A 25,766-nucleotide genomic window follows, 5' to 3' on the forward strand; every position below is an offset into this window, starting at 1 on the left:
ACACCACGACATTCGGTAGCCGCGTCGCCGATGGTGTTTATGAAACACTGCTGGATGGCATGGAGTTGGAAGAACTCGAAGCCGCTGCCCAACGCAAAGTCCAACATGTCTTATTCATCGACGACTACTTTACATGGTGGGTGAGCTTCCCCCGAAATTTCGTCTTCCAAGCCTAAGCGGATAGGATAACGAAATTGGAGGGAGTTTATGTTCAAGATACCGAAACAGGAATACACGGCCGAGTTCAAGGAACTGGCGGTCAAGCGCGTCAAGGCCGGGCAAGGAACCGGGCCGGTGGCCCGGGACTTGGGATGGGTCGAGCAGACGCTGCGCAACGGGGTCAAGGCGGCCAAGCAGGGCAAGCTCAATCCACCCGGCGGCAAGGTGGTCACAGCGGAGCAGAGGGAGCTCGCGCGCGTGCGCGCTGAGAATGCCCGCCTGAGGATGGAGAACGGGATTTTAAAAAAAGCGGCGGCGTACTTCGCCAAGGATGCGCTATGAAGTGCGCCTGGATCGATACGCAACGCAAAGCGTATCCGCTGCCGGTGATGTGCGAGACTCTTACGGTGAGCATTAGCGGTTACCGCGCCTGGAAGCGCGGTGGCAGCCCGCACCGCAAGCGGCTCACCGATGCCCAGTGGCTGACTCTGATTGGGGCCCTCCACAAGGAACTGAAGGGCGCCTACGGCTCGCCCAGGAGGGTGCGGGAGCTGCGCTCGCGCGGATTCCCTGCCAGCAAGCCCCGCGCCGGGCGGCTGATGCGTGAGAACGGCATACGGGCGCGGCACAAGCGGCGCTACAAGGCCACGACGGATTCGAGGCACGCGCTGCCGGTGGCGCCGGATCTGCTGGACCGGCACTTCGCCCCGGTGGCGCCCAATGAGGCGTGGCCGGCAGACATCACCTGCGTCTGGACGGATGAAGGCTGGCTGTACTTGGCGGCCGTGCCCGATCTGTTTAACCGGGAGATCGCCGGTTGGGCGATCCGGCCGGGAATGACGGCGGATATCGTGACCGGTGCGCTGACGATGGCGTGGTTCCGCAGAAGGCCGGCGCCGGGTCTGATTCATCCCCCGGACCGGGGTAGTCAGTACGCGAGCCGCCTGTTTCAGGACACCCTCACCGGCTACGGCATGATGTGCTCCATGAGCCGCAAGGGCAACTGCCGGGACAACGCGCCCGCAGAGAGCTTCTTCAACAGCCTGAAGAACGAACGGGTGCACGGTACGCGCTACGCCACGCGAGACGAAGCGATCGCCGGTCTGTTCGATTACATCGAAGTCTTCTACAACCGGAGCCGCCGCCACTCCACGCTGGGCTACCCCTCGCCGGTTCAGTTCCTGCAGGACTGGATCACGAATCAGTATAAGCGGAAAATGGCGGCTTGAGACCGCTTCGTTGGCAGACGAAAAATAGAGGGAAGCTCAAATAATTTATCCAGAAGCGTCATCTGTGGCATACGTCTGGACAAATGGGAAGTTCTCTGAAATTTGGACGAACGATTGAATGGTCACAGAGTCTTTGGGTCAGCGTAGGCTTATCCTGATTTAACGGACTCCCAGAAAGAGATGTGGCAGTATTTTAATGTTGCCGTTGCAGCAGGGCGGCAAAAAAGCAGTCGGTATGGTGGTGGTGGGTATAGAGCCGCAGATAGGGTTCGTCATTGCCGGGCAGGACTATTCCCCTGCGGGCGAGATTTTCCGGAGCGGGCAGGGGGCTGAACTCCGGGTGGTTCTCCAGGAAGGTATTAACGACCACGTCGTTTTCCTCGCGCAGCGGGCTGCAGGTGGCATAGACCAACTGGCCGCCCGGTTTGAGTAGCGCTGCGGCGGCCGCGAGAATCCGGTCTTGCAGGTCGGTGAGGTGTTTGAGATCCGCGGGCCGCCATTTGAGATCGGGGTTGCGGCGCAGGGTGCCGAGGCCGGTGCAGGGGGCGTCCACCAGCACCCGGTCTATCTTGCCGCGCAGGCGTTGCACGCGGCGATCCCGTTCGTGTTCTATCACTACGCTGCGTACCGTGTCCAGGCCGGCCCGTTTGAGGCGGGGTTTCATTTTTGCCAGGCGTTTTTCAGAGGTGTCGAAGGCGTACAGCGTCCCGGTGTTGCCCATCAGGGCTCCGAGGTGCAGGGTTTTGCCGCCGGCGCCCGCGCAGAAGTCCACCACCATCTCGCCGCGTTTGGGGGAGAGCAGATAGGATAGTAACTGGCTACCTTCGTCCTGGACTTCAATCAAGCCTTCTTTGAAGGCGCGGGTATTGAATAACGGAGCGCGGTCGTGGCGGCGCAGGCCGGCGGGGGAGTAAGGGGTAAGTCCGGAGGCATAGCCTTCTTCGGCCAACCGTGCGGCAGCCTCCTCGCGGCGCAGCTTGAGGGTGTTTACCCGCAAATCCACCGGGGCGGGCTGGTTCAGCGCGGCGGCGAGTTGTTGAGCTTCGTCCTCGCCGAGTTGGGCGGCCAACCTCTCGTACAACCAATCCGGCAGATCGGCGCGCACCGCTGGCGGTATGGCGCCGGTGTCCGCCTCGCGGAGGCGAATGACCAGGTTACGGGCATCCTTAAGGCCTGCCTCCTCCAGTGCCCGTGCACTCCAGCCCTGGACCGCGACGAGATAGGCGGCGATCAGATGAATCGGGGCGGGGGGGTGCTCCCCGAGACTGTACTCCAGGGACCGTTTGCGGCGCAGACAACCATAGACCGTCTCCGCCGCAAAACCGCGGTCGTGCATGCCCATGCTGGGATGCGAACGGAAGTATTTTTGGATGATTTGATCGGCGGGCTGTTTGCCTTCCAGGGCGCTGCTGAGCAGCTCAACAGAGTTGTTAAGTATGTTTTTTTTCAATATGTTATATATCTTAGCTAATGTTATTTCTAGTTTTATAGATAACGCTGTGTGATGGCCTGATAGGCGTCAATGCGCCGGTCACGCAGATAGGGCCAAATCCGCCGCACCTGTTCGGAGCGCATGAGGTCCAGCTCGGTCACCAGTACGGCCGGACTGTCGCCAGGCGCGGTCGCGAGGATCTCCCCCTGCGGCCCGGCGATAAAACTCGAACCCCAAAACTCAATCCCGGCGGTGTGTCCGCTGAGGTCGGCCTCCCGACCGGTGCGATTGCAGGCTACCAGCGGCAGTCCATTGGCGATGGCATGGGCGCGCTGCACGGTGATCCAGGCGTCGCGTTGACGGGTCTGTTCGGCGGCGTCATCACGCGGGTCCCAGCCTATCGCAGTGGGGTAGATGAGGATGTCGGCCCCGGCCAGCGCCATAAGGCGCGCGGCCTCGGGGTACCACTGATCCCAGCACACCAGGACGCCCAAATTTCCCACCGAGGTCTTGATGGGGGTAAAGCCCAGATCACCGGGGGTGAAGTAAAATTTTTCGTGATAGCCGGGGTCGTCGGGGATGTGCATCTTGCGGTATTTGCCCGCGATAGCGCCATCGGCCTCCAGCACCACCGCCGTGTTGTGGTACACGCCGGGTGCACGCCTCTCAAAGAGCGAGGCGACGATGACGACTTTTAGCTCCGTTGCGAGCTTGGCCAGTTGTTCCGTCGCAGGGCCTGGAATGGCTTCGGCAAGGTCAAAATTGCGGACGTCTTCGACCTGGCAAAAATACAGGCTGCTGTGCAACTCTTGCAGCACGACGAGCTGAGCCCCCTGTGTCGCAGCCTCCCGTATCATCGCCGTGGTGGCGGCGAGATTGGTGGAGCGATCCGCGGTGCAGGCCTGCTGGACGAGTCCGGTCTTTAAGGTCTTGGCTGTCATCCGAGCATTTTATCATGCGGACAACACGCCCGCGGGCAATTGCATGGTGACACAATGCAGGCTGCCGTATTGTTTAATCAAGGGCAGGCAGGGGATGCCTATCACTTCGCGGTCAGGGAAACAGGTGCGCAGCCGCACCAGGACTTCAACATCCGCCGGATCGTCATAGGTGGGCGCGAGCACGGCGCCGTTGATAATCAGAAAGTTGGCGTAGCTTGCGGGCAGGCGTTTGCCATCGTCGCTGAATTTGGCCTGCGGCCAGGGCAAGGGGACGAGACGATAGGGATTGCCCTCGCGCGTGCGTAATAGCTTCAGTTCGGCCTCCATGGCCTGGAGTTCCGCATAGTGTTCGTCGCGCGGATCATCGCAGGCTACATAGGTGATGGTCTGTTTATCGCAAAAGCGCGCCAGAGTATCTATATGGCCGTCGGTGTCGTCGCCGGCGAGTTGGCCGTGCTTAAGCCACAGCACGCGCTCGATACCGAATATCGCCTTCAGGCGCTCTTCGATCTGATGTTTGTTCAGATGGGGATTGCGCTGCGGCGAGAGCAGACAGGATTCGGTCGTCAACAGACTGCCGGCGCCGTCCACCTCGATGCCGCCGCCTTCCAGCACCATGTCTAGGGTCTGCATGGCTGTAACGCCAAACGCGCCGAGACTGTGCAGGTGGCGCGTCACCTGATTATCCAGGTCAGCCTTGAACTTGCCGCCCCAACCGTTGAAGGTGAAATCGAGCAGGGTAGGGATGCCATTTTTGTAGAGCGTGATAGGTCCGTGGTCGCGTACCCAGGTGTCGTTGGAGGAGACAATGTAAAGGTGCGCGCGCTTTAGGTTGATGCCCGCCTGTTCCAACCGGCGACGGACATGAACCACATGGGCATCGTGGTAGCAACTGATAATGACCTGTTCGCGCAGGGCGATCTGCCGGGCGATTTCTATAAAAACAGGCTCGACCTCGGGCAGCAAAGGCGCCCAATCGCTGTGCGCGTGCGGCCAGGTGAGCAACACGCCATCCTGGGGTTCCCATTCGGCGGGTAAGTCAATACGGCCGCTCATCAGTTCCCAATAATCTCATTAAGCCCTTCAATAATCAGATCGAGTTCTTCAGGACTGACCTTGCCGATTTTTTTGCCAAGCCGCTCAACGGATAGCGTGCGAATTTGGCTGATTTTAATCCAGGATTTCTTGGGCAGTCCTTTGCCGGTAAGTTCCAGGCTGAGCGGGAAGCCCGCCCGTTGTGGCTGGCTGGTGAGCGCCATGGCGACCACTGTTCCTGAGCGCTGGTTAAAGACCTCGTGACTCAACACCAGAACCGGACGCAATCCGGCTTGTTCGCGTCCCTTGACAGGATTCAGACTGGCCCAGATGACGTCACCCCTTAATAGCTGGGCCATTGGTCAAGCTCTTCAGAAAGACCTTCATCCGCGAGGGCTTGTTCGAATTTGGGATCGAGCTTGGCGCACTCCCTGGCGAGGCGGCTGCGATCGAGGCGCGCCAGTTTGTCTTTGACAGCGGCTTGAATGGCCTTGCTGCGGCTGGGGAACATCTTGATTTTTACCAGACGATCCAGCTTGGTCAAGGTGGCTTGGTCTATGGTGATTGCGATTTTGGCTGTGCTCATTAGTCCATCTCTTGATAAGAGTATGATGATTTATCATACCCTATGCCGGGCGTTTTGAGAACATCCGGTTTTAATGCCGCGTGAGCGTTTTAGTCCCACACTGGTTATAATGCAGGGCCATGTTTAGACCTCTGGAACTGTTCATCGGGCTGCGCTACACCCGCGCCAAGCGCCGCAACCATTTCATCTCATTCATCTCGCTCACCTCCATGCTCGGCATCGCGTTGGGGGTGACGGCGCTGATCACCGTGCTGTCGGTGATGAACGGCTTTCAGCGCGAGGTGCGCAACGGCATCCTCGGCATGGCGGCCCATTCTACCATTACCGGTCTTGACGGTAGCCTCGCCGATTGGCGCGGCCTGGCGGGCAAGCTCGCGCAGCAGCCGCATGTGTTGGGGTTGGCGCCGTACATTGAAGGTCAGGCGATGCTGACCAATGGCCAGATCGTGAGCGGTGTGCTGATCCGCGGGGTGTTGCCGGAGGAAGAGCCCAAGGTGTCTTATGTGGATAAAAAGATGTTGAGCGGCGCGCTCTCTGATCTAAAGCCGGGCGAGTTCGGTATCATCCTGGGCCGCGGTCTCGCGCAAAATTTGGGTGTAGGACGCGGGGATAAAGTGACCCTGGTCACGCCGCAAGCCAACGTGACGCCCGCCGGCATCTTGCCGCGGCTCAAGCGCTTTACGGTCGTCGGGATATTTCAAGTCGGCAACAACGAGTATGACGGCTCGCTGGCCTTGCTGCATTTGGAGGATGCGGCGAAGCTGATGCAGATGCCGGACCGGGTGAGCGGTTTGCGCCTTAAGCTCGACGACATCTTCGCCGCGCCCGCCATCGCCCAGGAGTTGGCGCAGCGTCTGACGGGGGAGTATCTGGTCAGCGATTGGACCCGGCAGCACGCCATCTATTTTCGCGCCGTGGATATCGAAAAGAAGATGATGTTTGTGATTCTGACCCTGATCGTCGCGGTCGCCGCCTTTAATATCGTTTCCACGATGGTAATGGTGGTGACCGATAAACAGGCCGATATCGCCATCCTGCGCACGTTGGGGACGACGCCTATGAGCGTGATGGCGATATTCATGGTGCAAGGCATGGTGATCGGCGTCATAGGAACGCTGCTGGGAATGATCGGCGGCGTGAGTCTCGCCCTCAACGTCCCCGACATCGTGCCGTTTTTTGAGCGTCTGTTCAGTTTTCAGTTGTTTCCGCAGAACGTCTATCTGATTAACAAGCTGCCCTCCGAGATGCGTTGGGGCGATGTGTTTCAGATCACCTCGCTCGCGTTTCTGCTGAGCTTCTCGGCGACGCTGTACCCGGCCTGGCGCGCGGCGCGCACTCAACCTGCCGAGGCGTTGCGCTATGAATGAGGCGGCGGTGCTGGAGTGCCGTGGCCTGGTCAAGATCTTTCACGAGGGCGTGCTGCACGTCGAGGTGTTGCGGGGCATAGACTTTACGGTGCGCCGCGGCGAGCGTGTGGCGATCGTGGGGGCGTCTGGTTCGGGCAAGAGCACACTGTTGCACCTGTTGGGAGGTCTCGATATTCCCACCCGCGGACAGGCGCTGATCGGCGGCCGGGATATGGCGGCGCTGCCCGATGCCGAGCGCGGACGGTTACGTAATCAGGCGCTGGGTTTTATCTATCAGTTCCATCATTTGCTGCCGGAATTTACGGCGCTCGAAAATGTAGCCATACCGCTGCTTATTCGCGGTCTGTCACCCGCTGCGGCGGGGGCTAAGGCGCAGACCTTGTTAGAGAAGGTTGGTCTTGGCGCCCGCTTGCAGCACAAGCCGGGCGAGCTTTCCGGCGGGGAACGCCAGCGCACCGCCGTGGCCCGCGCGCTGGTGACCGAGCCGCAGTGCGTGCTGGCCGATGAGCCCACCGGCAATCTCGATCACTATACCGCAGCGCAGGTGTATGAATTGATGCTGGGATTGAATACCGAGTTCGGCACCAGCCTGGTCGTGGTCACTCATGACCCCGGTTTGGCGGCGCGCATGGATCGGGTGCTGACTATTGAAGATGGTCTTTTGAAACAGCCGTAGAGTATCATTATAGGGAATCGCTGATTTATTCATGTTGAACCGCCAAGACGCCAAGAACGCCAAGATTTTTACAATCCAAGTCTTTTTCTTGGTGACCTTGGCGTCTTGGCGGTTGACGATATGTTTTTCAGAGATTCCTTAGCAAGTTAAAAGGACAGGCATACCGTGTTTGAAATCATCAAGGCCGGCGGCTGGGTCATGTGGCCCCTCATCCTCTGCTCTATCGCCTCGACCGCGATCATCATGGAGCGTTTCTGGTCGCTGCAGGCCCGGCGCATCTGCCCCAAGCATTTGGTGGCGCAGATCTGGCGCTGGGGCAAGGCCAATCAGTTGGATGCCGCTCACCTCGACGCATTGCGCGACAGCTCGCCGCTGGGACGCATCCTCGCCGCGGGGCTCGCCAATCTGCACCACAGCCGCGAGGTGATGAAGGAAAGTATCGAGGAGACCGGCCGGCATGTAGTACATGAAATGGAACGTTACCTTAACACCCTGGGCACTATCGCCTCCATCAGCCCGCTGTTGGGCTTGTTGGGCACGGTGATCGGCACCATTCAGGTGTTCAACGCCATCACCTCACACGGCGTGGGCAATCCCACCGAGATGGCGGGAGGCATCGCCACGGCATTGGTAACCACGGCGGCCGGCATCATCGTCGCCATACCCAGCTTGATCTTTTCACGCCACTTCCGGCGCAAAGTGGATGAACTGGTGGTGAGCATGGAACAGGAAGCCATCAAGATGGTCGAGGTGCTGCACGGCGAGCGTGAAGCGCCAGGGCCTAATTAGCGTTAACAGGCCCTAGGGAAGGACCATGAAATTTCGCGTGACTGAGCGCCGGGATGAGCCGGAATTAAACTTAATCCCACTTATAGATATCATATTTATCTTATTGATTTTCTTCATTACTACGACGACATTCAACCGCGAGGCGGAGATCAGCATAGAACTCCCGGTGGCCAAGGCTGAACCGTCTCGCGCGCAGGACAAGGTGCTGGAGATCATCATAGACGCCCAAGGGCAGTTTTACATCAATCATCAGTTGGTGGTGAATACCGAGATCGAGACTCTCAAGCGGGCGATCCGTAAGGCGGCCGAAGGGCTTAAAGATCCGCCGGTCGTCATCAGCGCCGACGCCAAGACGCCGCACCAGGCTGTAGTGACCGCTATGAGCGCGGCCCAGCAGGTGGGTTTTGTCCATCTTACTTTTGCGACCAAGCAGTTGCAGGACAGTCAGTAAGTAAGGTGTCCACAAACGAACAAACACCCGGCCAGATCTATCGCCGTTTGCTCGGCTATGTGGCGCCCTATTGGAAGGTGTTTATGGTAGGGGTCATGGCCATGGCGGTGTTGGCCGCCACCGAGACCGGCTTTGCGGCTCTGATGAAGCCGCTGCTGGACGGCAGCTTTGTCGCTAAAGATCCCGCTATCATCCGTCTCATTCCGCTGGTCTTGATCGGCCTGTTCGTCGTCCGCGGGGTGGCGGGTTTTCTGTCCTCGTACGGCATCATGTGGGTGGGGCGGCGCGTTATCAAGGATCTGCGCAGTCAGATGTTCCGGCATCTGCTGCGCCTGCCGGCGGGCTACTACGACGCGAACTCGTCCGGGCAACTGCTCTCCAAGCTGGTCTACGACGTGGAGCAGGTCGCCTCCGCCTCGACCAATGTGGTCACGGTGATCGTCAAGGATAGCCTCACCGCCGTGGGTCTGCTCGCCTGGATGTTTTATATCAGTTGGAAACTCGCGCTGATTTTTGTGCTGGCCGGGCCGGCCATCGCCTGGCTGGTGTGGCACGTTAACCGGCGCTTCCGGCGGATCAGCGCGCGCATCCAGGGGACGATGGGCGATGTCACGCACGTCGCCGAGGAGGCCATAGCGGGCCACCGGGTCATCAAGATTTTCGGCGGTCAACAGTACGAGGCGGATCACTTCGAGCGCGTCAACGAATCCAACCGCCATCTCAATATGAAGATGACCGCGACCAGCGCGACCAGCGTCGGCATTACCCAGCTCATCGCCTCCAGCGCGCTGGCCGGCATCATCGCATTTGCCACACTCGGCCCGGTGCTGGAAACCATCACGGTGGGCGGTTTTATGTCTTTTGTGGTGGCGATGGTGATGCTGCTTGCGCCGCTCAAGCGTCTCACCACCATCAATTCGGACCTGCAACGCGGCATCTCCGCGGCGCACAGCGTCTTCACGTTTCTGGACAGTGAGGCGGAAGCGGACACCGGCCGCAAAACCATCACGCGCGCACGCGGTGAGATCGAATATGACCGCGTCACGTTTGCCTATGACCCCGCCAAGGGGCGGGTGTTGCACGACATCAGTTTCAAAGTTGCCCCGGGCCAGACCGTGGCGGTGGTCGGGCGTTCGGGGAGCGGAAAGTCTACGCTGGTGAGCCTGTTGCCGCGTTTCTACGCGCTCGGCGAGGGCAGCATCCGGCTCGACGGTCAGGACATCCGCGATCTGCGTCTTGAAGACCTGCGCAACCAGATCGCCCTGGTGAGCCAGGACGTGGTGCTGTTCAACGACACCATCGCCAACAACATCGCCTACGGCCGGTTGCACGATGCGAGCGAGGCGCAACTCATCGAGGCCGCCGAGGCGGCGTATGCGATGGAATTCATCCGCCACCTCCCGCAGGGCATGAATACGCTGGTGGGCGAGAACGGCGTGCTGCTCTCCGGCGGCCAGCGCCAGCGTCTCGCCATCGCCCGCGCGCTGCTCAAGAATGCGCCGATATTGATTCTGGACGAAGCCACCGCCGCGCTCGATACCGAGTCGGAACGCTACATCCAGGCGGGCCTGGAGCGCCTGATGCACGCGCGCACCACGCTGGTGATCGCCCACCGTTTGTCCACCATCGAGCGCGCCGATCTCATACTCGTCCTGCATCAGGGCCGTATCGTAGAGATGGGCAAGCACGCCGCGCTGCTCGCGCAGGGCGGCCACTATGCGGCCCTGCACCGCATGCAGTTTCATGACTCCGCGAGCCCGCGCGCCGAGGCGCAAGAGACGCATTTTTAGAGGCGCCCGTGAAACGCCTGGATGACTACTGGTATGGTGACAGCGCTCTCACGTTATTGTTGCTGCCGCTGTCGTGGCTGTTTTGCGGAGTGGTTGCGCTGCGCCGCTATGCCTATCGCAAAGGCCTGTTGCCGAGTTACCGCTTGCGGTTACCCGTGATCGTAGCTGGCAACATCACGGCAGGCGGCAGCGGCAAGACGCCGCTGGTTTTATGGCTGGCCGAGTTTCTGCGCGAGGCGGGATACAGGCCGGGCATCATCAGCCGGGGCTATGGCGGGAACTCGAGCGGTGCGCCGCGTGCGGTGAACGCCGGGAGCGATCCCATGGAAGCCGGCGATGAGGCGGTGTTGTTGGCGAGGCGCTGCGCCTGTCCCATCAGGGTGGCAGCCGATCGCGTCGCCGCCGCGCGCGATCTGCCGGCTGAATGTGACGTGATAATCTCCGACGACGGATTGCAGCATTATCGCCTGCGGCGCGACATCGAGATTGCCGTGGTGGATGCCGAGCGCGGCTTCGGCAACGGCCATTGCCTCCCGGCGGGGCCGCTGCGCGAACCGCTGCGCCGCTTGCAGGAAGTGGATCTCATCGTCAACAATGGGAAACGCGACGCCGCCGGATACACCCTGCAACTGCAAGAACTCGCCTTGCATAACCTGCATAACGAGTCGTTGACACGCCACGCCACGGATTTTCAGGGACAAAGGGTGCATGCGGTAGCGGGCATCGGCTACCCCGCGCGTTTCTTTGCGCACCTGCGCCGCTTGGGGCTTGATATTATCGAGCACGGTTTCCCCGATCATCACGCCTTCACGGCGGACGAGATCGAGTTCGGCGATGCCGCGCCCGTCATCATGACGGAAAAGGATGCGGTAAAATGCAGGCGCTTTGCCAAAGCGCACCATTGGTATATGCCGGTGCAGGCCGAACTGGACGCCGCGTTTGGCGAACAACTCCTGACGTTGTTAAAAAATTTTCCGAGGAACCAACATGGATAAAAAACTGCTCGAAATTCTGGTTTGCCCGATCTGCAAAGGCCCATTGGTTTACAAAAAAGACCAAGCCGAACTCATCTGCAAGGCCGACCGCTTGGCCTACCCGATTCGTGACGACATCCCGGTGATGCTGGAGCAAGAGGCGCGCCAGTTGCCTCCTGACGAAGAAGTATAACGGTGGAGTTTAGCGTCATCATCCCGGCGCGCTACGCCTCTACGCGTCTGCCCGGAAAACCGTTGCGCGAAATCGCCGGCAAACCGCTTATTGAACATGTACTGCGCTGCGCGCAGGCGAGCGGTGCGGAGCAGGTGATAGTCGCCACCGATGATGAGCGCATCGCGCAGGTTGTGAAAAAGCTGGGCGCGCAGGTGTGTATGACCGCAGCGCAACATCGCTCCGGCACCGAACGCCTGGCCGAAGTGGTCAGCACGATGCGTCTCTCCAAGGATCGTATCATCGTCAATCTGCAAGGTGATGAGCCGCTCGTCCCGCCGCGCATCATTCACCAGGTCGCGGAGAACCTTGAAAGCCATCCATCCGCCAGCGTGGCGACGCTGTGCACCGCGCTGGAACACGCCTCCGATCTGTTCGATCCGCATGTTGTTAAAGTAGTGAGAGACAGAGAAGATTACGCGCTGTATTTCAGCCGCGCGCCGATACCTTGGGACCGCAGCGCCTTTGCCGATGACGACGTGCGCGAACTGCCGCACCCGCATTACTTCCGGCACATCGGCATCTACGCCTACCGCGCCGGTTTCATCCAGGAGTATGTGAACTGGCCGGAGTGCGAGCTGGAGAAGGCCGAGGCCCTGGAGCAACTGCGTGTGCTGTGGAACGGCCGCAAGATCCATGTCGCCGAGGCCTTGGCGCTGCCGGGGCCAGGGGTGGACACCGAGGCGGACCTGACGCGCGCCGAGGCGTTGCTGGCATCAGCCAAGGATGGGTAGCTTGTGATCCTTAGTGCAGTGATTAGTGCAGTGAAAAGAGGCTATGGATTCCTTTTAAGGCGAAATAGCCCATGGGTGTCGCTATCACTGGTGAAATACAGCGCGCCATCCGGGCCGATGGCGACACCCGCGGGCCGCGCCCAGCGTTCGCCGTCTTCCAGCTGAAATCCGGTGATCAGATCATCGACCCGTTGCGCCTGACCATTCTGGAACCGCACGGCGACGATCTTCGGCGGCCGCCGCGTGGCCGCGTCGCCGAAAAAGCCGCCACCGGGCTGGGTTCCCCAGGAACCGTGCAATGCCACGATGGCATTGAACTCAAGCGCCTTGTCCATCGCGCCTTGCGGCACAAAGGTCATACCCAACGGAGCATTGCGCGACGGGAAGGTCGCCACCGGCGCCACGACATCCTGCATGGGTCGCGGCGGGTTGCGCTTGATGCACTCATCCCGCTTGATGCGTTGACCGTCGTATTGAAACCAGGGCATGCCATGAAATGAGCCGGCATCGATACGGCTGAAATATTCCGGTGGCTGCTCATAACCCAAATGATCGGGCCCATTATTGCTGGCGTATAGTACGCCGGTGGCCGGGTGCCAGGCAAACCCCACGGCATTGCGCAGCCCCGAGGCATAGGTCTCCCATTTCGCCTTACCGCCGTCTTCGCGCAACACCATAATGCCACCACGGCGATCATTAAACGGATAAGGTTCACCGAGATATTGATCGCTGCAATTGCTGCTGATGCCCAGGCTCACATATACCCGCCCGTCAGGGCCGACACCCACGGTGCGGCTGTTGTGCCCGCCACCGCCGGGCAAGGCGGCCAACAATTTCACCGCGTCTGCTGCAAGTTTTTTCTGGCCGGGCCGATAGGGTGCACGATACAAGCCATCCGTGCGGGCAATGAGGATTTCATCCGGCCGGAACGCCACACTGTGCGGATAGTCGCCCAGCGTCACCAATATCTGGGGGGAGGTGTAAGGCGGCGGCAAACGATACACATTCCCGGACTTGGAACCGATGAACAGATCGCCGTTGCTGGAAAACGTTAACAGGCGTGGACCATCAAGCACGTCGGTCAAAAGCTCAAGCTGATACCCCTTCGGCACCCGTGCAAGCCGGTGCTCCCCGCCAATAGTGACGACCTGTTCCTGATAGGCCAGCTTCTCAACAGATGCCTGCGCCACTGCCGTGACGAGGCAGCAGAGAAACAATAAGCCCCCTTTGGGAGTAGGGATCAAGTTCATTGTATGACTATATGAACTGTATAATCCTGCAACTATCTATGATAGTCATACAATCAACCTGACCCCCTCTGGTTTCACCGCCGAATGACGGTTCCAAGAGCCGATTTTTATATAAAGGTTTGTCCTTTGTGTATCCGACCAAGTCGAGGATGAAGTCAACAACTTCAGCCCGTGTAAAGACTGCACCGCGAGATTCTGTTCCTGATGCTGCGGATAATTTCTCAATCGCGGCAGCTACCTTGGGCGAATGGGCGACACTCAAGTCACCATACAAATCAAAACTGAGTTGCCTAGAGATCAAGTTCATGATCCTTTTGATCTGTGCTCAAGAACAAAGGGCCGGGTTAACTGTATGCTGCCCATAGCTCCCGCTTCCCGTCGAACGGGTGGAGCTGCTTTATACAGCCGCTCCATCATCCGGAGACTGATCCGGGTTCTCTTGGGGGCTGGATATTTTTCTTATCCAGTTTGCGTTGCTTTTTTTCTTCTTTCTTTTTTTGCTTGGCTAAATCTTTTTGACGCTTTTCATATTGAAAATTAGGTTGTGCCAACTTGTCACCTTTTTAGCAGTTACGTAGGGTTATGGGGAGAATGTCATATTTCACTTTCTTGTTCCGTAGGTTACCCGTTCCCTGTCAAGAGAACAAGGCCCGCGTCCCACAAGGGATTACAGCTTCCTCACTGGTATCTCAGCGCATCAATGGGTTTCAGGCGGGCCGCCTTGTTGGCGGGATAAAAGCCGAAGAAGATCCCCACGCCGGCGGCGACCAGGAAGGCCATGATAACGGAACTCAGGGTGATGACCACGGCGGTCTCGGTGATTTTATTTGCCAGCACCGCGCCGCCCACGCCCAGAATCACTCCCACCAGGCAGCCCACTACGGAAATGATGATGGCTTCCAGCAGAAACTGCATCAGAATATCCCGCTGCCGGGCGCCGACGGCCATGCGAATGCCGATTTCGCGCGTGCGCTCGGTGACGGACACCAGCATGATGTTCATGATGCCGATGCCTCCGACGACCAGCGATATGGAGGCAATCGCTCCCAGCATGAGCGACATGACGCGAGCGGTTTGCGCCGCCGTGTTGGCGATCGCGGTCAGATTCCGCACACTGAAATCGCTTTCCGTTTCTTCCTGCAAATGATGCCGCTGGCGCAGCAAATCGTTCATTGAGCGTTCGGCCTCCGCCATGGCCTCCGGTGCAGTAGCCTGCGCCACGATGACGCGCACGCTGCCGTGAAACTGGGTGCCGAAGAGTTTTCGTTGCGCGGTGGTGACCGGAATGAGGATGGTGTCGTCCTGATCTCGCCCGTCCAGGCTTTGCCCCTTCACCGCCAGAACCCCGATGACGAGGTAGGGGCTCTGTTTGATTCGAATCGTCTTGCCGACCGGCTCCTCATCGCCGAACAGATTCTTTACGGCGGTCTGCCCCACGAGCGCAACACGCGTGGCTGAGCGCACGTCCGAGTCGGTGAAGGGATAGCCGGCGGCGAGCCGCCAGTCGCGCACCTCCAGGTAGCTCGGTGTGGTTCCGAGCACCTGCGTGCCCCAGTTGTTTTGCCCGTACACGATCTGCGCGCCGCCGGACACGGTGGGCGCGACCGCAGCGATAGTGGGCAGCTCCGCGATGGCCTGTGCGTCGCCCAGGGTAAGGGTGGGCGCCGCTCCGGTTCCTAGCCGCACGCCGCCTGTAGTCGAGGAACCCGACAGGATGATGAACAGGTTGCTACCCATCGAGGCGATGGACTGGTCCACTTGAAACTGCGCACCACGTCCGATGGCCAGCATCAGAATGACGGCGCCGACGCCGATCACCATGCCGAGCATGGTGAGAAACGTGCGCAGCCGGTTCGCGCCCATCGCATGCCACGCCTCGGCGAGCATCGCGCCTATCATGCGTGCGCCTCCTCGGTATGAGTCATGGCGCCATCGTGCACGATACGGCCATCTACAAACCTCACCAGCCGCTTGGCGTAGGACGCGATGTCGTGTTCGTGGGTGACCAGAACGATGGTTATCCCGTCCTCTTTGTTGAGCCGCATAAAGAGATTCATGATCTCCCGGCTGGTCGTCGTGTCGAGGTTGCCGGTCGGCTCGTCCGCCAGGATGAGCCGGGGACGGTTCACCAGTGCGCGGGCAATCGCTGCGCGCTGCTGCTGCCCGCCGGAAATCTGGTTTGACATGGAATTCCCGTAGCCCTTCAGGCCCACCTTTTCAAGCATCTCGAGGGCCTGTGCGCTACGCTCAGAGTTGTTGGCGCCACGATAGACCAGCGGCAGCGCCACGTTGTTCTCCAGGTTGGCGCGCGGCAGTAGATTGAAACCCTGAAACACGAAACCGATTACCTCGTTTCTGAGCCGGGCCAACTGGTCGGTGTCCAGCGTGTCCACGTCCTTGCCGTTGAGTATATAAGTGCCGCTGGTGGGGACATCCAGGCATCCCAGGATGTTCATGAAGGTGGACTTGCCCGAGCCGGACGGCCCCATGACGGCGACAAACTCTCCCGGATAAATAGTGAGGCTGATGTCTTTGAGCACCGGCACGGCGCCCGCCGCGGTTTCGTACTGCTTGCACAGCCGTTCCACGCGTATGACGGGTTCGCTTCCCATCAGAACATTCGCATTCTGAACGTGCTGGGGAGCTGATTCTGATTCGCGCCACTGGATAGCTGCGTGTCTTCCACCACCACCTGGTTCCCGGCCTTGAGTTCCCCGGATAGTACTTCGGTGTAGCGATTGTCGGTGATGCCGGTGGCAGTGTTCACGGGCTTGAGCTGATTATTTTCCAGCACATAAACGGTGCCTGCCGCACCCTCGCGCTTGTTCTCCTTGCCTTTGCGCCTCTCACCCTGGGCAGCGGTGTCCTGCGGCTTGAAGCGCAGCGCAGCATTCGGAACCAGCAGCGCATTCTTGCGCTGAGCCACGATGATGTTGACGTAGGCGGTCATGCCCGGCATCAGGATTTGTTCCGGGTTGTCCACGCTCACCACCACGTTGTAGGTGACCACATTCTGCTGGGTGGTGGGATTTAGCCGCACCTGTTTGACCGTGCCTTCGAAGGACTTGTTCGGGAAGGCATCCACCGTAAACCGCACCGCCTGGTCTTCTTTAATATTGCCGATGTCCGCCTCGGCGAAGCTGGAGTCAATTTGCATCCGGCGCAGGTCCTGGGCGATCTTGAACAAGGTTGGCGTCTGGAAACTCGCCGCCACGGTTTGCCCCACGTCCACCTCGCGCGCGACCACGACGCCGGACACCGGCGAGCGGATGACGCTGTAGCCGAGATTGGTGAGATCTCTTTCATGTTGCGCCCTGGCGAGCGCAAGCTGAGCGCGGGCAGATTTGAGCGACTGCACCGCCTGGTCGAGTTCCTGTTTCGAGATGTACTCCTGCGCGTAGAGCCCGCGGCTCCTGACTTCATTCGCAGCGGCAAGTTCGAGCGCCGCCTGAGCGCTGTTCACGTTCGCCTCGCTCTGTCTGGACTGCGCTTCATAGAGCGCCGCGTCGAGCTCCATCAGCACCTCGCCCTCTTTAACCTTGTCGTTGAAATCCACATAGAGCTTCTTCACCGTCCCCGATACTTGCGTCCCCACACTGACCAATACCACCGGATTCAGCGTGCCATTCGCCGAGACCGTCTGAGTGATGGCGCCGGACTCAACGGCTTGAGTCTTGTAGCGTTCGCCGGAAGATTTCTGGTTTCCTTTCTGCCAGAGAGAAAAACCGGCGGCGCCGATAGCCGCGAGCACCAGCACAAGGGTGAATTTGTTCCATAGCAGTTTTTTGGTATTCATTTATAAGAAGTCATCTCTGAGACGAGTCAATAGTGGTAAAGTCCAGTTGTCCCGCGGCCTGCGCGAGCGTTGACCGGGCGGTGTACCAGCCGTACAAGGCCTGAATATTCTGTTGGCGCGCGCTCGCCAGTGCGCTTTGGGCGGTCAACACGTCCAGAATGTTCCCCACCCCCGCCTTGTAGCGGCCCAGCGCCACACGCTCCGATTGGGACGCGCTCGCCACCAGGCCGGTGCTGGTTTTCAGAGATTGGGTTTGCGTAATCAGGCCCTGATACGCCCTCCACACATCGAGGGCCACCTGCTGGCTCAGGCGGTCGCGCTGCGCCGTGCGGGTTTCGACCTGCGCTTGCGCGGCCTGGGTGCGGTACGTGGTGTTGAAGCCGGTAAACAGCGGGATGCTGACCGAGACTCCCAGCGCGGAACTGTTAGCGGTGCTGGAGAGGGTCGTGTCGTTGTGATTGAGATTGGTGGTGAGCGAAACGCTGGGCATGCCGGAGGCCTTCACCGCCTCGACGTTGGCCTGGGCCGCCTTGATTTGCGCCTCCGCAGCGGCGAGATCGGGCCTGTTCTTGCGCGCTTCCTCAATCAGCCGGGCGACATCCTCCTCGAACTGCTCGTCCGGCGTTCGCGCCAGCGGGGGTGCAATTTCCAACGCCTGGTTCGCATCGAGTCCCATGACGTTGGCGAGAGAGCCTTGCGCATTCCTGGCATCCCCCTCCGCGCGGATGCGGTTCAGCACCGCTTGCGAGTAGGCGGTCTGCGCCTGCAATTTGTCCGCCGGCGTGCCTGCGCCCACGCCATAGCGGGCAGCGGCGGCGTTAAAACTCTCAAAGCTGGATTTCTCCGCTTGCTTGGTGGAATCCACGGCAGCCTGCGTGGCGAAGAGCTGATAATACGCCAGCACCGCGGACAGAAACACGGACTGGATGGTGGCGTCCTGCGTGGCATTGACCGCGGCGAGCACCTGCTTGGCGTTTTCCAAGGTGGCGTCGCGCCCGCCAAAATCGTAAAGCAAATAGCCGAGAGACAGCCCCACGTTCTGCTGGTTATACGTCGCGCTGCTGGTCTCGTTGTGGGTTAACGAACCGGTGGCGTTAATGGATGGCAAATAGGCCGATCCGCTCACGCCGACTTGCGCCGCCTGCGCCCGTGCGTTCGCCCATGCCTCACGGGTTTGCGGATTGTTGCACAGCGCGCGCTCCACCACGTCGGGTAGCGACAGCGGCGCTTTGTCCGTATTAGCGAAGTCGCAAGGCGAGAGCATGACAGGCTTGTTGATGCTTGCCGCCTGCGATTTGGCGGTCAGGTCTCCGGTTGCGAAAGGGTCCGCCAGATCCGCCAGCGCGGTTGAGACGCTGAGCGTCAGAGCCGTTGCAAGCGTTGCCAATTTTGTCCTCATGGCGTTTCCAGTGACATTAAAAACTATTTAATAAATAATGAGATAAACGATAAATCTCAAGTAATTTATAATATCTTAAGCTCGGCTGCACGGGCAGAATAACAGAGACCGTTTGTCTCAGAATTAAATTTTGTTTAGACTCGAAGCAGTTGTGGGGCACCTCTAAAAATCCGATCAAGACGCGAGGGCAAGGCGGAAATGCGCGAAAAAGCGCAGTGTACACGGAGTACATGAGCATTTTGAGTGCATTTCCAACGCACAGGGACGTGCTAGTGTCGCGGGAGGCAGGACGCCGGGAGCGACCAACGCAGCCATCGTGGCTTTAGCGGATTTTTAGAGGTGCCCTGAAACCACCTGCCCGACCGCCGGGTTCCTGGTACTGGGGTTCGTAATGAAGCTACTCGCCGCATTCAAGCCTCGCCTAAGTGAGCATCTGGATAAGGCCACCCTCCAGGATCGCTTCCGGGCGGTGCGCGGGTTGACCGAGGCCCTCTGTCAGTCACTCGCCGACGATGACTATCAGATCCAGTCCATGCCTGATGTCAGTCCGCCCAAGTGGCATCTCGCCCATACCGGTTGGTTCTTCGAGAATTTTCTGCTGATTTGTTTCTTGCCGCGTTACCCGCTGTTTGATCCCCGGTTTGGATATCTGTTCAATTCTTATTATGAGACGGTGGGGAGTTTTCATCCTCGCCCGCAGCGTGGATTGTTGTCGCGGCCCACGGTTACGGAAGTCTATCGCTACCGCAGCCATGTAGATCAGCACGTGTATCGGCTCATCGAGTCGGCCAGTGCCGAAGAATGGAAAACGATCTCGTCATTGCTTGATCTGGGTCTCAATCATGAACAACAGCATCAGGAGCTGTTGCTGACCGACATTAAATATAACTTTGCCTGTAACCCCCTGCGGCCGGCCTATCAGGCACCCACGCCCGCCGGTGTGATCACTGCTGCGCCGCCGTTGCAATGGAGAGACTACGAGGGAGGGCTGTACCGGATAGGCCACAGCGGTGAAGAGTTTGCCTTCGATAATGAACGGCCGCGCCACCGCGTCTATCTGGAAAATTACCGGCTGGCCTCGCGGCCGGTGACCAATGGGGAGTACATTGAGTTCATCGAGGCGGGAGGCTATCAGCGGCCTGAGTATTGGTTATCCGACGGCTGGCGCGCGGTGCAGTCGCAAATCTGGGCGGCGCCGCTCTATTGGGTGCGCGATGGAGGACGCTGGCAGGTGATGACCTTGTCGGGCATGCGCGAGATGGCCGGGCACGAGCCGGTTTGTCACGTGAGCTATTACGAGGCCGATGCCTATGCGCGCTGGGCGGGCAAGCGTCTGCCCGCCGAGGCGGAGTGGGAGCACGCCGCCGCGCGATTAAGCGTGGAGGGAAATTTTCTCGAATCGGGGCGGTTGCATCCTGCTAGTGCAGGCATGGACACGCAGTCACCGGCGCAAATGTACGGCGATGTCTGGGAGTGGACGCAAAGCCCTTATACGGCCTATCCGGGTTACCGGCCGGAGACCGGGGCGCTCGGCGAGTACAACGGAAAATTCATGTGCAGCCAGATAGTGCTGCGCGGCGGCTCATGCGCGAGCTCCGCCGCGCATCTGCGCGCGACCTACCGAAATTTCTTTCCGCCCGAAGCGCGCTGGCAGTTTTCCGGCCTGCGCCTCGCGGAGGACGCCGGATGAGCGTGCCTGTCGCACCGTTGGCCTTTCATGACCTCGCGCCCGAGCTGGATGATTTCCGGGCGGATGTGCTGCAAGGTCTTGCCAAACCACACAAGGAGATCCCTCCGAAATATTTTTACGACGAGCGCGGCTCGCTGTTGTTCGACCGAATCTGCGATCTGGAAGAATATTATCTCACTCGCACCGAGATCGGCCTGCTGCGCCGCCATCAATCTGAACTGGCGGATGCGATAGGGCCGGACTGCCTGCTCATCGAATACGGCAGCGGCAGCAGCAGCAAGGCGCAGATTTTATTGGGGGCGTTGACCCGTCCACGGGTTTACATACCGATAGACATATCCAAAGAATATCTGCTGCGTTCCTCGGCGGAATTTGCCGCCCGTCAGCCGGGTCTTGCCGTGATCGCAGTGTGCGCCGACTACACACGCTTGACGCAACTGCCGCAGGCCATGAAGCATCAGGGCGCAAAAAGGGTCATCTTTTTCCCCGGTTCCAGCATCGGTAACTATAATCCCATGCAGGCGATTCTGCTGCTCAAGACCGCGGCGGCGCTGGTTGGCGCGGGAGGCGGCATGTTGATTGGCGTGGATCTCAAAAAAGACCGCGACGCGCTGCACGCCGCCTACAACGACTCGCAGGGTATAACGGCGGCGTTTAATCTGAATATATTATGGCGTCTACGTCACGAATTGCGCGCCCGCGTCGAGCCTGCCCACTTCCGGCATGACGCCTTTTACAATGAACAGATCGGCAGGATTGAGATGCACTTGGCGAGCACCCGGGATCAAAGCATCAAGTTGGAGGATGACGTATTCAGATTGGCGGAAGGGGAGGGGATACACACTGAAAACTCCTATAAATATACCGTTGAGGAATTCCAAAGTATGGCAGAGGCAGCCGGCTTCAAGCATGAACACGTGTGGCGTGACGCCCGGAATTTATTTAGCCTGCACTATTTGACGGTTGGGTAAAGACTTGTCCGGAGCGATACAAAGAGTGAGGTTTATACAGAAGGCGTGTGGGGCTCTTTTGCTGCTGTTTGTTTGTAACGCCTGGGGTGCGGCGGCGGATCAGATTGATCTCAATCTCGCCAGCGCGGCCCAACTGGTGACTATCAAGGGTATAGGGCCTAAGAAGGCCGAGGCTATTATCAAGTATCGGGAACAGCATGGCGGGTTTCGTACGGTGGACGAGCTGGATAACGTACCGGGCTTTGGAAAAAAGACGGTGGACAAACTGCGGGCGCATCTGAAGGTGACACCCGGTGGGACGGGCTATCCGCGTGAAAAGGATAAGATTAAGGTGAAAATCAAGACTATGAACTTCTGATTGCCTCAGCCTGTCCTAAAAGCGATAAGTCACTCCCAACGCCGCCGACCAGTCGGCGGTAAGCTGTAGTCCGTTCACACGCTGGTATAGCGGCTGCTGAAAAAATCCGTAGACTTCCAGGTACCCGGCCAGCGAATAGCTGAGCCCTGGGCTGAGATAAACAAAGGTTCCACCGCTGTCGGTAGGATTGGCGGCCTCACCCTGTTCGAGGCCGCGCCACAGGCCGTTCAGTTGCAACAATACCCGTAGCCGGTCGTTCAACGTGTGGCGCAGGCCGAGGTCAATGGTGAAACGCTGGCCGGGGCGATAATGCTGGTGTTCAGCCAACGGTTTCTGCCAGAGTCCCTCCGCAAACCAGCTTGATTGGCCACTTGCGAGGGGTTGGGTGTAGAACGCCCCGAGCAATAGATCGGTCGTGCCGGTACCGGGCTGTAGGCTGCGTTCCGCCTCCGCGCCCTCGCTGTTGGTGATCTCGAAACTTCCGGTGGGAAGTTTGAGGCCGAATTTGACCCCGGAGTTCATCGTACTGCGTCGCGGTTCGTTCAGCAAATAGCGGCCGGTCACGCGCACATCACCGATTTCGGTAAACTGCCAGGATTCCGGCTCCAGCAGGGTATCATGCGTGTGGTCGCGGCTGATTAGCGGCAACTGGAATGACCACGCCCAGCGTGTGTTCACCGGATAATCGAGAGTGGCAATCAAGTTACGGTTAATAGTTCGCTTTTCAAGCTCGTCGTCGCTGTTGAATTCGCCGGAAACCTCGTTGCGCCCACGGCGCTGCTGACTCTGATCAATAAATTCATAACGAAGGTCCAGATGTTTCTGTAGGTCATGCCCATCCCCCTGCGCTTCCGCACCCGTATTGATTGAGCAGAAGGCGGAGCCGCAACTGGCCTGGGCGGCGTTGACGATGAGGCTTGCAAGGCCGGCGGCATAAAAAATATTTTTAATTATGTGCTGCATAGCGTGTCCTTTTTTGTGATGTTACGCTTGGGAGCCTCTGACTTAATCAGAGGTTCCCAAGTTGTTCGCGTGTCAGGATAAAAACACCACCGCCGCCGCGCGTGAACTCCGGCCAGACAAAGGGGAGGTCGGGTCGTGACTGAATCAGCGCATGCTCACTGTTGCCTACCTCGACCACCAAAAGTCCGTGAGGATTGAGATACTGCGCGGCCTCCTGCAAGATGCGCTGCACGATGTCCAGCCCGTCCTGCCCGGCCGCAAGACCCAATGGCGGTTCGTGGCGAAACTCCGCAGGCAGCGCCGCCATATCGGCGGCATCCACGTAAGGCGGGTTGCTCACGATGAGGTCATATTTTCTACCTTGCAAGGCGCTGAACAGGTCGGACTGAATGGCATGCACGCGATCCTCCAGACCATAACGCTGAATGTTGGTGCCGGCGACTGCAAGGGCATCAACTGAAATGTCGGCGGCATCCACCTCCGCTTCGGGAAAGGCGTGGGCGCAGGCAATGGCGATACAGCCGCTGCCGGTGCACAAATCCAGTATACGATGTACCGGTGCGTCGCCCAGCCAGGGTTCGAAGTGATTTTCGATGAGTTCAGCGATAGGAGAGCGCGGCACCAGCACACGCTCGTCTACATAAAAACGTAAGCCCGCAAACCAGGCTTCGTGGGTCAAATACGCAGCGGGTTTGCGCTCCTGGATGCGGCGCAGCAACAGCGTGACGATGGCTTCTTTTTCAGTTTGAGTAAGCCGCGCCTGATAGAAGTCGGCGGGGAGCACAAGCGGCAGATGCAGCGCATGCAGCACGAGGTGGGCGGCTTCGTCTATGGCGTTGTCGGTGCCGTGGCCAAAAAACAATTCCGCTGCATTGAACCGGCTCGCACCCCATCGGATGAAGTCGCCCACGGTCTCCAATTCTGTGACGGCTTGTTGCCGGAGGTCAGCCATGTTTAATTAGAACTTATCCATAAATAATTTACCGCAGAGGACGCAGAGGAATACCCATCGAGAATGGTTTGGTTCTCCTCCGCGCCCTCCGCGGTGAAGCTTTTTAGCGCAAGGGACACAGGGGAACTATTTGTGGATATGCCCTTAGACATGCGACAGGTGTCGGGTGCGGCAACCTTCGGCATCGCACCACAGCGCACTGCCTTGCTCGTACCAGTCGCCTAGCACGATGCGCTGCGCGGGTCGGCTGTTGAGCTGAAAGTCGTGCACCGCCGGGCGATGCGTGTGGCCGTGTATCAGGCGCAGGACGTTATGATCGAGCATGGCCTGTTCGACGGCCTGATGATTCACATCCATGATGTAGCCGGGTTTGATGCTGGTTTGCAGCCGGCTCTCGGCGCGCATGCCTTGAGCGAGCCTCACACGTTCGGCAAAAGGCAGAGATAAAAACTGTTTTTGCCACTGCGGATTGCGTACCGTTTGACGGAATTTTTGATAGTCAATATCGTCAGTACAGAGGGTGTCGCCATGCATGAGTAGCGTAGGGGTGTCCGCGAGATCAATCACGCACGCCTCGGGCAATAACCGGCAACCGCTGGCGGACGCAAAATCCTCGCCGAGCAAGAAATCACGATTGCCGTGCATGAGATAAACCTCTGTACCGCTGTCTCTCAGGTCGTGCAGTGCGGCGATGATACGCTGATGCTCAGGCTGGTTGTCATCGTCGCCCAGCCAGACCTCGAACAGATCCCCGAGAATATACAATGCCTGGGCGTGGCGCGCCTCTCCGCCGATAAAGTTCAGAAACAACTCGGTAATCGCCGGCCGTTCTGGGCTGAGGTGCAGATCGGAGATAAACAGGGCGTTACTTCGGCTTGGCAACCTGTACCTCGGCGACTTTGTTTGCTTTGCCCTCGGCGGTTACAGGGGCGGTGGCAGGTTTCTTTTTTGCTTTCCGCTTGAACGTTTTTTTCGTAGCGGCTTTGATCTCCGGTTTCGCAGAGGCGACTATGGTCGGAGGAGCGGGGGGCTCGACCGTGATCGTGTTTATAGTGATAAGCGTTTTCGGAACGTCCGACACAAACATACCGCCGGATCCGGTGGGGACCTTATTGATACGATCCACTATGTCCATACCCTGCACGACCTTGCCGAACACCGTGTAACCCCAGTAGCCCTCCTTGGGGGCGGAGTGGTTGAGGTGCAGATTATCAATAGTGTTGATGAAAAATTGATTCTTGGCGGAATGCGGATCGAAATCCCGCGCCATGGCGATGGCGCCGCGGTCATTTTTAAGACCGTTATTGGCCTCGCTCTGAATGGCGGCGTGGGTGGGACGCGGTTCATAAGAAGCATTGACCGCACCACCTTGTATCATGAAATCCTTAACCACGCGGTGGAATATCGTTCCGTCGTAGGCCTTTTCGCGCACATAGCTTAGAAAATTCTCGACCGTCTTCGGCGCCTTGTTCTTATCCAATTCCACGACGATGTCACCCATTGTGGTCTGGATGCGTACCCGTGGGAGATCAGGGGCGCCCGGCGTGTCGGCATAGACGGAAGTTGTGAAAACGGCAAAGACGATGGCAAGACCGGGTAGTAAATCTTTCATAGCGTCAACATCCGTGGTTGGGAGGCAGCGTCTTGTAGATGATAATGGGTTTAAGGCATGATAAAAAGGGGGTAACGGAATCAATTTTATTTCGCCCCGCGCGCATGAACCCGCGCAGACGACTAATAGTGGGTGAGGTGCAACGCACCGGACGGGTGGTGCAGGAAGCATCACCCTGGACCCTGCAAGCGCAGCAGGATGTGGAGTGAAGAAGGGCGAGAGCGTAGCAAGGCTGCGCTTTGAAGGAGCACATGGAAGCGAGGGAGCGATAGCGGACGAGCGGTGTGCGACGCCCCCCGCGTAGCCGTAGGGCCGGATGTTTTGTCGGAGTCCGCGCGGTAGCGCGGGTGGAGACAAAATAGGAGGCAACCGGCACGGCG

At 59.0% G+C, this 25,766-nt stretch carries 28 protein-coding genes; 13 read left to right on the forward strand and 15 right to left on the reverse strand.

The window, feature by feature from the left end; genetic code table 11:
• Both HY028_02925 and HY028_02930 read left to right on the forward strand, forming a co-directional pair.
• A partial coding sequence (locus HY028_02925; protein ID MBI3343812.1) for a hypothetical protein occupies positions 1–176 on the forward strand: 176 nt, incomplete at its 5' end.
• Positions 177–207: 31 nt separating this feature from the next.
• A protein-coding gene (locus HY028_02930) for an IS3 family transposase (GenBank protein ID MBI3343813.1) occupies positions 208–1,388 on the forward strand; the annotation gives its coding sequence in 2 pieces (ribosomal slippage) (positions 208–475 and positions 475–1,388; 1,182 coding nt in all).
• Positions 1,389–1,581: 193 nt separating this feature from the next.
• Here the strand turns inward: HY028_02930 and HY028_02935 are convergent.
• The 5 genes from HY028_02935 to HY028_02955 are packed head-to-tail and all read right to left on the reverse strand — an operon-like array spanning position 1,582 to position 5,382.
• Complete coding sequence (locus HY028_02935) at positions 1,582–2,850, reverse strand: RsmB/NOP family class I SAM-dependent RNA methyltransferase (GenBank protein ID MBI3343814.1); 1,269 nt, start codon at positions 2,848–2,850, stop codon at positions 1,582–1,584.
• A 23-nt stretch (positions 2,851–2,873) separates the two neighbouring features.
• Positions 2,874–3,761, reverse strand: coding sequence for a carbon-nitrogen hydrolase (locus tag HY028_02940; protein ID MBI3343815.1), 888 nt, complete (start codon positions 3,759–3,761; stop codon positions 2,874–2,876).
• Between the two features lie 12 nt (positions 3,762–3,773).
• On the reverse strand, positions 3,774–4,817 hold the full coding sequence (locus HY028_02945) for an agmatine deiminase family protein (GenBank protein MBI3343816.1): 1,044 nt from the start codon (positions 4,815–4,817) through the stop codon (positions 3,774–3,776).
• A complete protein-coding gene (locus HY028_02950) occupies positions 4,817–5,155 on the reverse strand; it encodes a type II toxin-antitoxin system PemK/MazF family toxin (protein MBI3343817.1) in 339 nt (112 codons plus the stop codon). The genes HY028_02945 and HY028_02950 overlap by 1 nt, the downstream gene beginning before the upstream one ends.
• Positions 5,140–5,382, reverse strand: coding sequence for a CopG family transcriptional regulator (locus HY028_02955; protein MBI3343818.1), 243 nt, complete (start codon positions 5,380–5,382; stop codon positions 5,140–5,142). The genes HY028_02950 and HY028_02955 overlap by 16 nt, the downstream gene beginning before the upstream one ends.
• A gap of 119 nt (positions 5,383–5,501) precedes the next feature.
• On the opposite strand from HY028_02955, the gene HY028_02960 reads away from it, so the two are divergent.
• From HY028_02960 to kdsB, 8 genes are all read left to right on the forward strand, one after another.
• Positions 5,502–6,749 carry a lipoprotein-releasing ABC transporter permease subunit gene (locus tag HY028_02960; GenBank protein MBI3343819.1) on the forward strand — a complete coding sequence of 416 codons (1,248 nt, stop codon included), beginning with the start codon at positions 5,502–5,504 and terminating at the stop codon, positions 6,747–6,749.
• A complete protein-coding gene (gene lolD / locus HY028_02965; protein MBI3343820.1) occupies positions 6,742–7,425 on the forward strand; it encodes a lipoprotein-releasing ABC transporter ATP-binding protein LolD in 684 nt (227 codons plus the stop codon). Before HY028_02960 ends, lolD begins: the two co-directional genes overlap by 8 nt.
• A 165-nt stretch (positions 7,426–7,590) precedes the next feature.
• Entirely contained in the window at positions 7,591–8,214 is a 624-nt protein-coding gene (locus tag HY028_02970) for a MotA/TolQ/ExbB proton channel family protein (protein MBI3343821.1), read from the forward strand.
• Between the two features lie 25 nt (positions 8,215–8,239).
• Positions 8,240–8,665 carry a biopolymer transporter ExbD gene (locus tag HY028_02975; GenBank protein ID MBI3343822.1) on the forward strand — a complete coding sequence of 142 codons (426 nt, stop codon included), beginning with the start codon at positions 8,240–8,242 and terminating at the stop codon, positions 8,663–8,665.
• 5 nt (positions 8,666–8,670) lie between these two features.
• Complete coding sequence (msbA, locus tag HY028_02980) at positions 8,671–10,455, forward strand: lipid A export permease/ATP-binding protein MsbA (GenBank protein MBI3343823.1); 1,785 nt, start codon at positions 8,671–8,673, stop codon at positions 10,453–10,455.
• 8 nt (positions 10,456–10,463) lie between these two features.
• A complete protein-coding gene (locus HY028_02985; GenBank protein ID MBI3343824.1) occupies positions 10,464–11,450 on the forward strand; it encodes a tetraacyldisaccharide 4'-kinase in 987 nt (328 codons plus the stop codon).
• Positions 11,443–11,622, forward strand: coding sequence for a Trm112 family protein (locus tag HY028_02990; protein MBI3343825.1), 180 nt, complete (start codon positions 11,443–11,445; stop codon positions 11,620–11,622). The genes HY028_02985 and HY028_02990 overlap by 8 nt, the downstream gene beginning before the upstream one ends.
• 2 nt (positions 11,623–11,624) lie before the next feature.
• Positions 11,625–12,395 (forward strand): 3-deoxy-manno-octulosonate cytidylyltransferase, encoded by a 771-nt coding sequence (gene kdsB / locus HY028_02995; protein MBI3343826.1) that lies wholly within the window; start codon positions 11,625–11,627, stop codon positions 12,393–12,395.
• A 41-nt stretch (positions 12,396–12,436) separates the two neighbouring features.
• Here kdsB and HY028_03000 read toward each other — a convergent pair whose 3' ends face one another.
• The 6 genes from HY028_03000 to HY028_03025 form a co-directional block, all read right to left on the reverse strand.
• Positions 12,437–13,645, reverse strand: coding sequence for a PQQ-dependent sugar dehydrogenase (locus HY028_03000; GenBank protein MBI3343827.1), 1,209 nt, complete (start codon positions 13,643–13,645; stop codon positions 12,437–12,439).
• A 413-nt stretch (positions 13,646–14,058) separates the two neighbouring features.
• Positions 14,059–14,196: a hypothetical protein gene (locus HY028_03005; protein ID MBI3343828.1), complete on the reverse strand. Its 138-nt coding sequence runs from the start codon at positions 14,194–14,196 to the stop codon at positions 14,059–14,061.
• 127 nt (positions 14,197–14,323) lie between these two features.
• A complete protein-coding gene (locus tag HY028_03010) occupies positions 14,324–15,544 on the reverse strand; it encodes an ABC transporter permease (GenBank protein ID MBI3343829.1) in 1,221 nt (406 codons plus the stop codon).
• Entirely contained in the window at positions 15,541–16,257 is a 717-nt protein-coding gene (locus HY028_03015; GenBank protein MBI3343830.1) for an ABC transporter ATP-binding protein, read from the reverse strand. Before HY028_03015 ends, HY028_03010 begins: the two co-directional genes overlap by 4 nt.
• Positions 16,257–17,441, reverse strand: coding sequence for an efflux RND transporter periplasmic adaptor subunit (locus HY028_03020; protein ID MBI3343831.1), 1,185 nt, complete (start codon positions 17,439–17,441; stop codon positions 16,257–16,259). Before HY028_03020 ends, HY028_03015 begins: the two co-directional genes overlap by 1 nt.
• A gap of 10 nt (positions 17,442–17,451) precedes the next feature.
• Positions 17,452–18,840, reverse strand: a complete 1,389-nt coding sequence (locus HY028_03025; protein MBI3343832.1) for a TolC family protein — start codon at positions 18,838–18,840, stop codon at positions 17,452–17,454.
• A gap of 391 nt (positions 18,841–19,231) precedes the next feature.
• Here HY028_03025 and HY028_03030 point away from each other — a divergent pair, with 391 nt between their 5' ends.
• The 3 genes from HY028_03030 to HY028_03040 are packed head-to-tail and all read left to right on the forward strand — an operon-like array spanning position 19,232 to position 21,859.
• Positions 19,232–20,530 (forward strand): ergothioneine biosynthesis protein EgtB, encoded by a 1,299-nt coding sequence (locus HY028_03030; GenBank protein ID MBI3343833.1) that lies wholly within the window; start codon positions 19,232–19,234, stop codon positions 20,528–20,530.
• Positions 20,527–21,501: an L-histidine N(alpha)-methyltransferase gene (gene egtD, locus HY028_03035; GenBank protein MBI3343834.1), complete on the forward strand. Its 975-nt coding sequence runs from the start codon at positions 20,527–20,529 to the stop codon at positions 21,499–21,501. The genes HY028_03030 and egtD overlap by 4 nt, the downstream gene beginning before the upstream one ends.
• A gap of 58 nt (positions 21,502–21,559) precedes the next feature.
• Positions 21,560–21,859: a helix-hairpin-helix domain-containing protein gene (locus HY028_03040; protein MBI3343835.1), complete on the forward strand. Its 300-nt coding sequence runs from the start codon at positions 21,560–21,562 to the stop codon at positions 21,857–21,859.
• Between the two features lie 15 nt (positions 21,860–21,874).
• Here HY028_03040 and HY028_03045 read toward each other — a convergent pair whose 3' ends face one another.
• The 4 genes from HY028_03045 to HY028_03060 form a co-directional block, all read right to left on the reverse strand.
• On the reverse strand, positions 21,875–22,822 hold the full coding sequence (locus HY028_03045; GenBank protein ID MBI3343836.1) for a hypothetical protein: 948 nt from the start codon (positions 22,820–22,822) through the stop codon (positions 21,875–21,877).
• Between the two features lie 46 nt (positions 22,823–22,868).
• On the reverse strand, positions 22,869–23,774 hold the full coding sequence (gene prmB / locus HY028_03050) for a 50S ribosomal protein L3 N(5)-glutamine methyltransferase (GenBank protein ID MBI3343837.1): 906 nt from the start codon (positions 23,772–23,774) through the stop codon (positions 22,869–22,871).
• Between the two features lie 144 nt (positions 23,775–23,918).
• Entirely contained in the window at positions 23,919–24,656 is a 738-nt protein-coding gene (locus tag HY028_03055) for a UDP-2,3-diacylglucosamine diphosphatase (GenBank protein ID MBI3343838.1), read from the reverse strand.
• Positions 24,640–25,386 (reverse strand): peptidylprolyl isomerase, encoded by a 747-nt coding sequence (locus HY028_03060; GenBank protein MBI3343839.1) that lies wholly within the window; start codon positions 25,384–25,386, stop codon positions 24,640–24,642. The genes HY028_03055 and HY028_03060 overlap by 17 nt, the downstream gene beginning before the upstream one ends.
• Between the last annotated feature and the right edge of the window lie 380 nt (positions 25,387–25,766).

Source organism: Gammaproteobacteria bacterium (genome assembly GCA_016195665.1).
Taxonomy (GTDB): domain Bacteria; phylum Pseudomonadota; class Gammaproteobacteria; order SURF-13; family SURF-13; genus JACPZD01.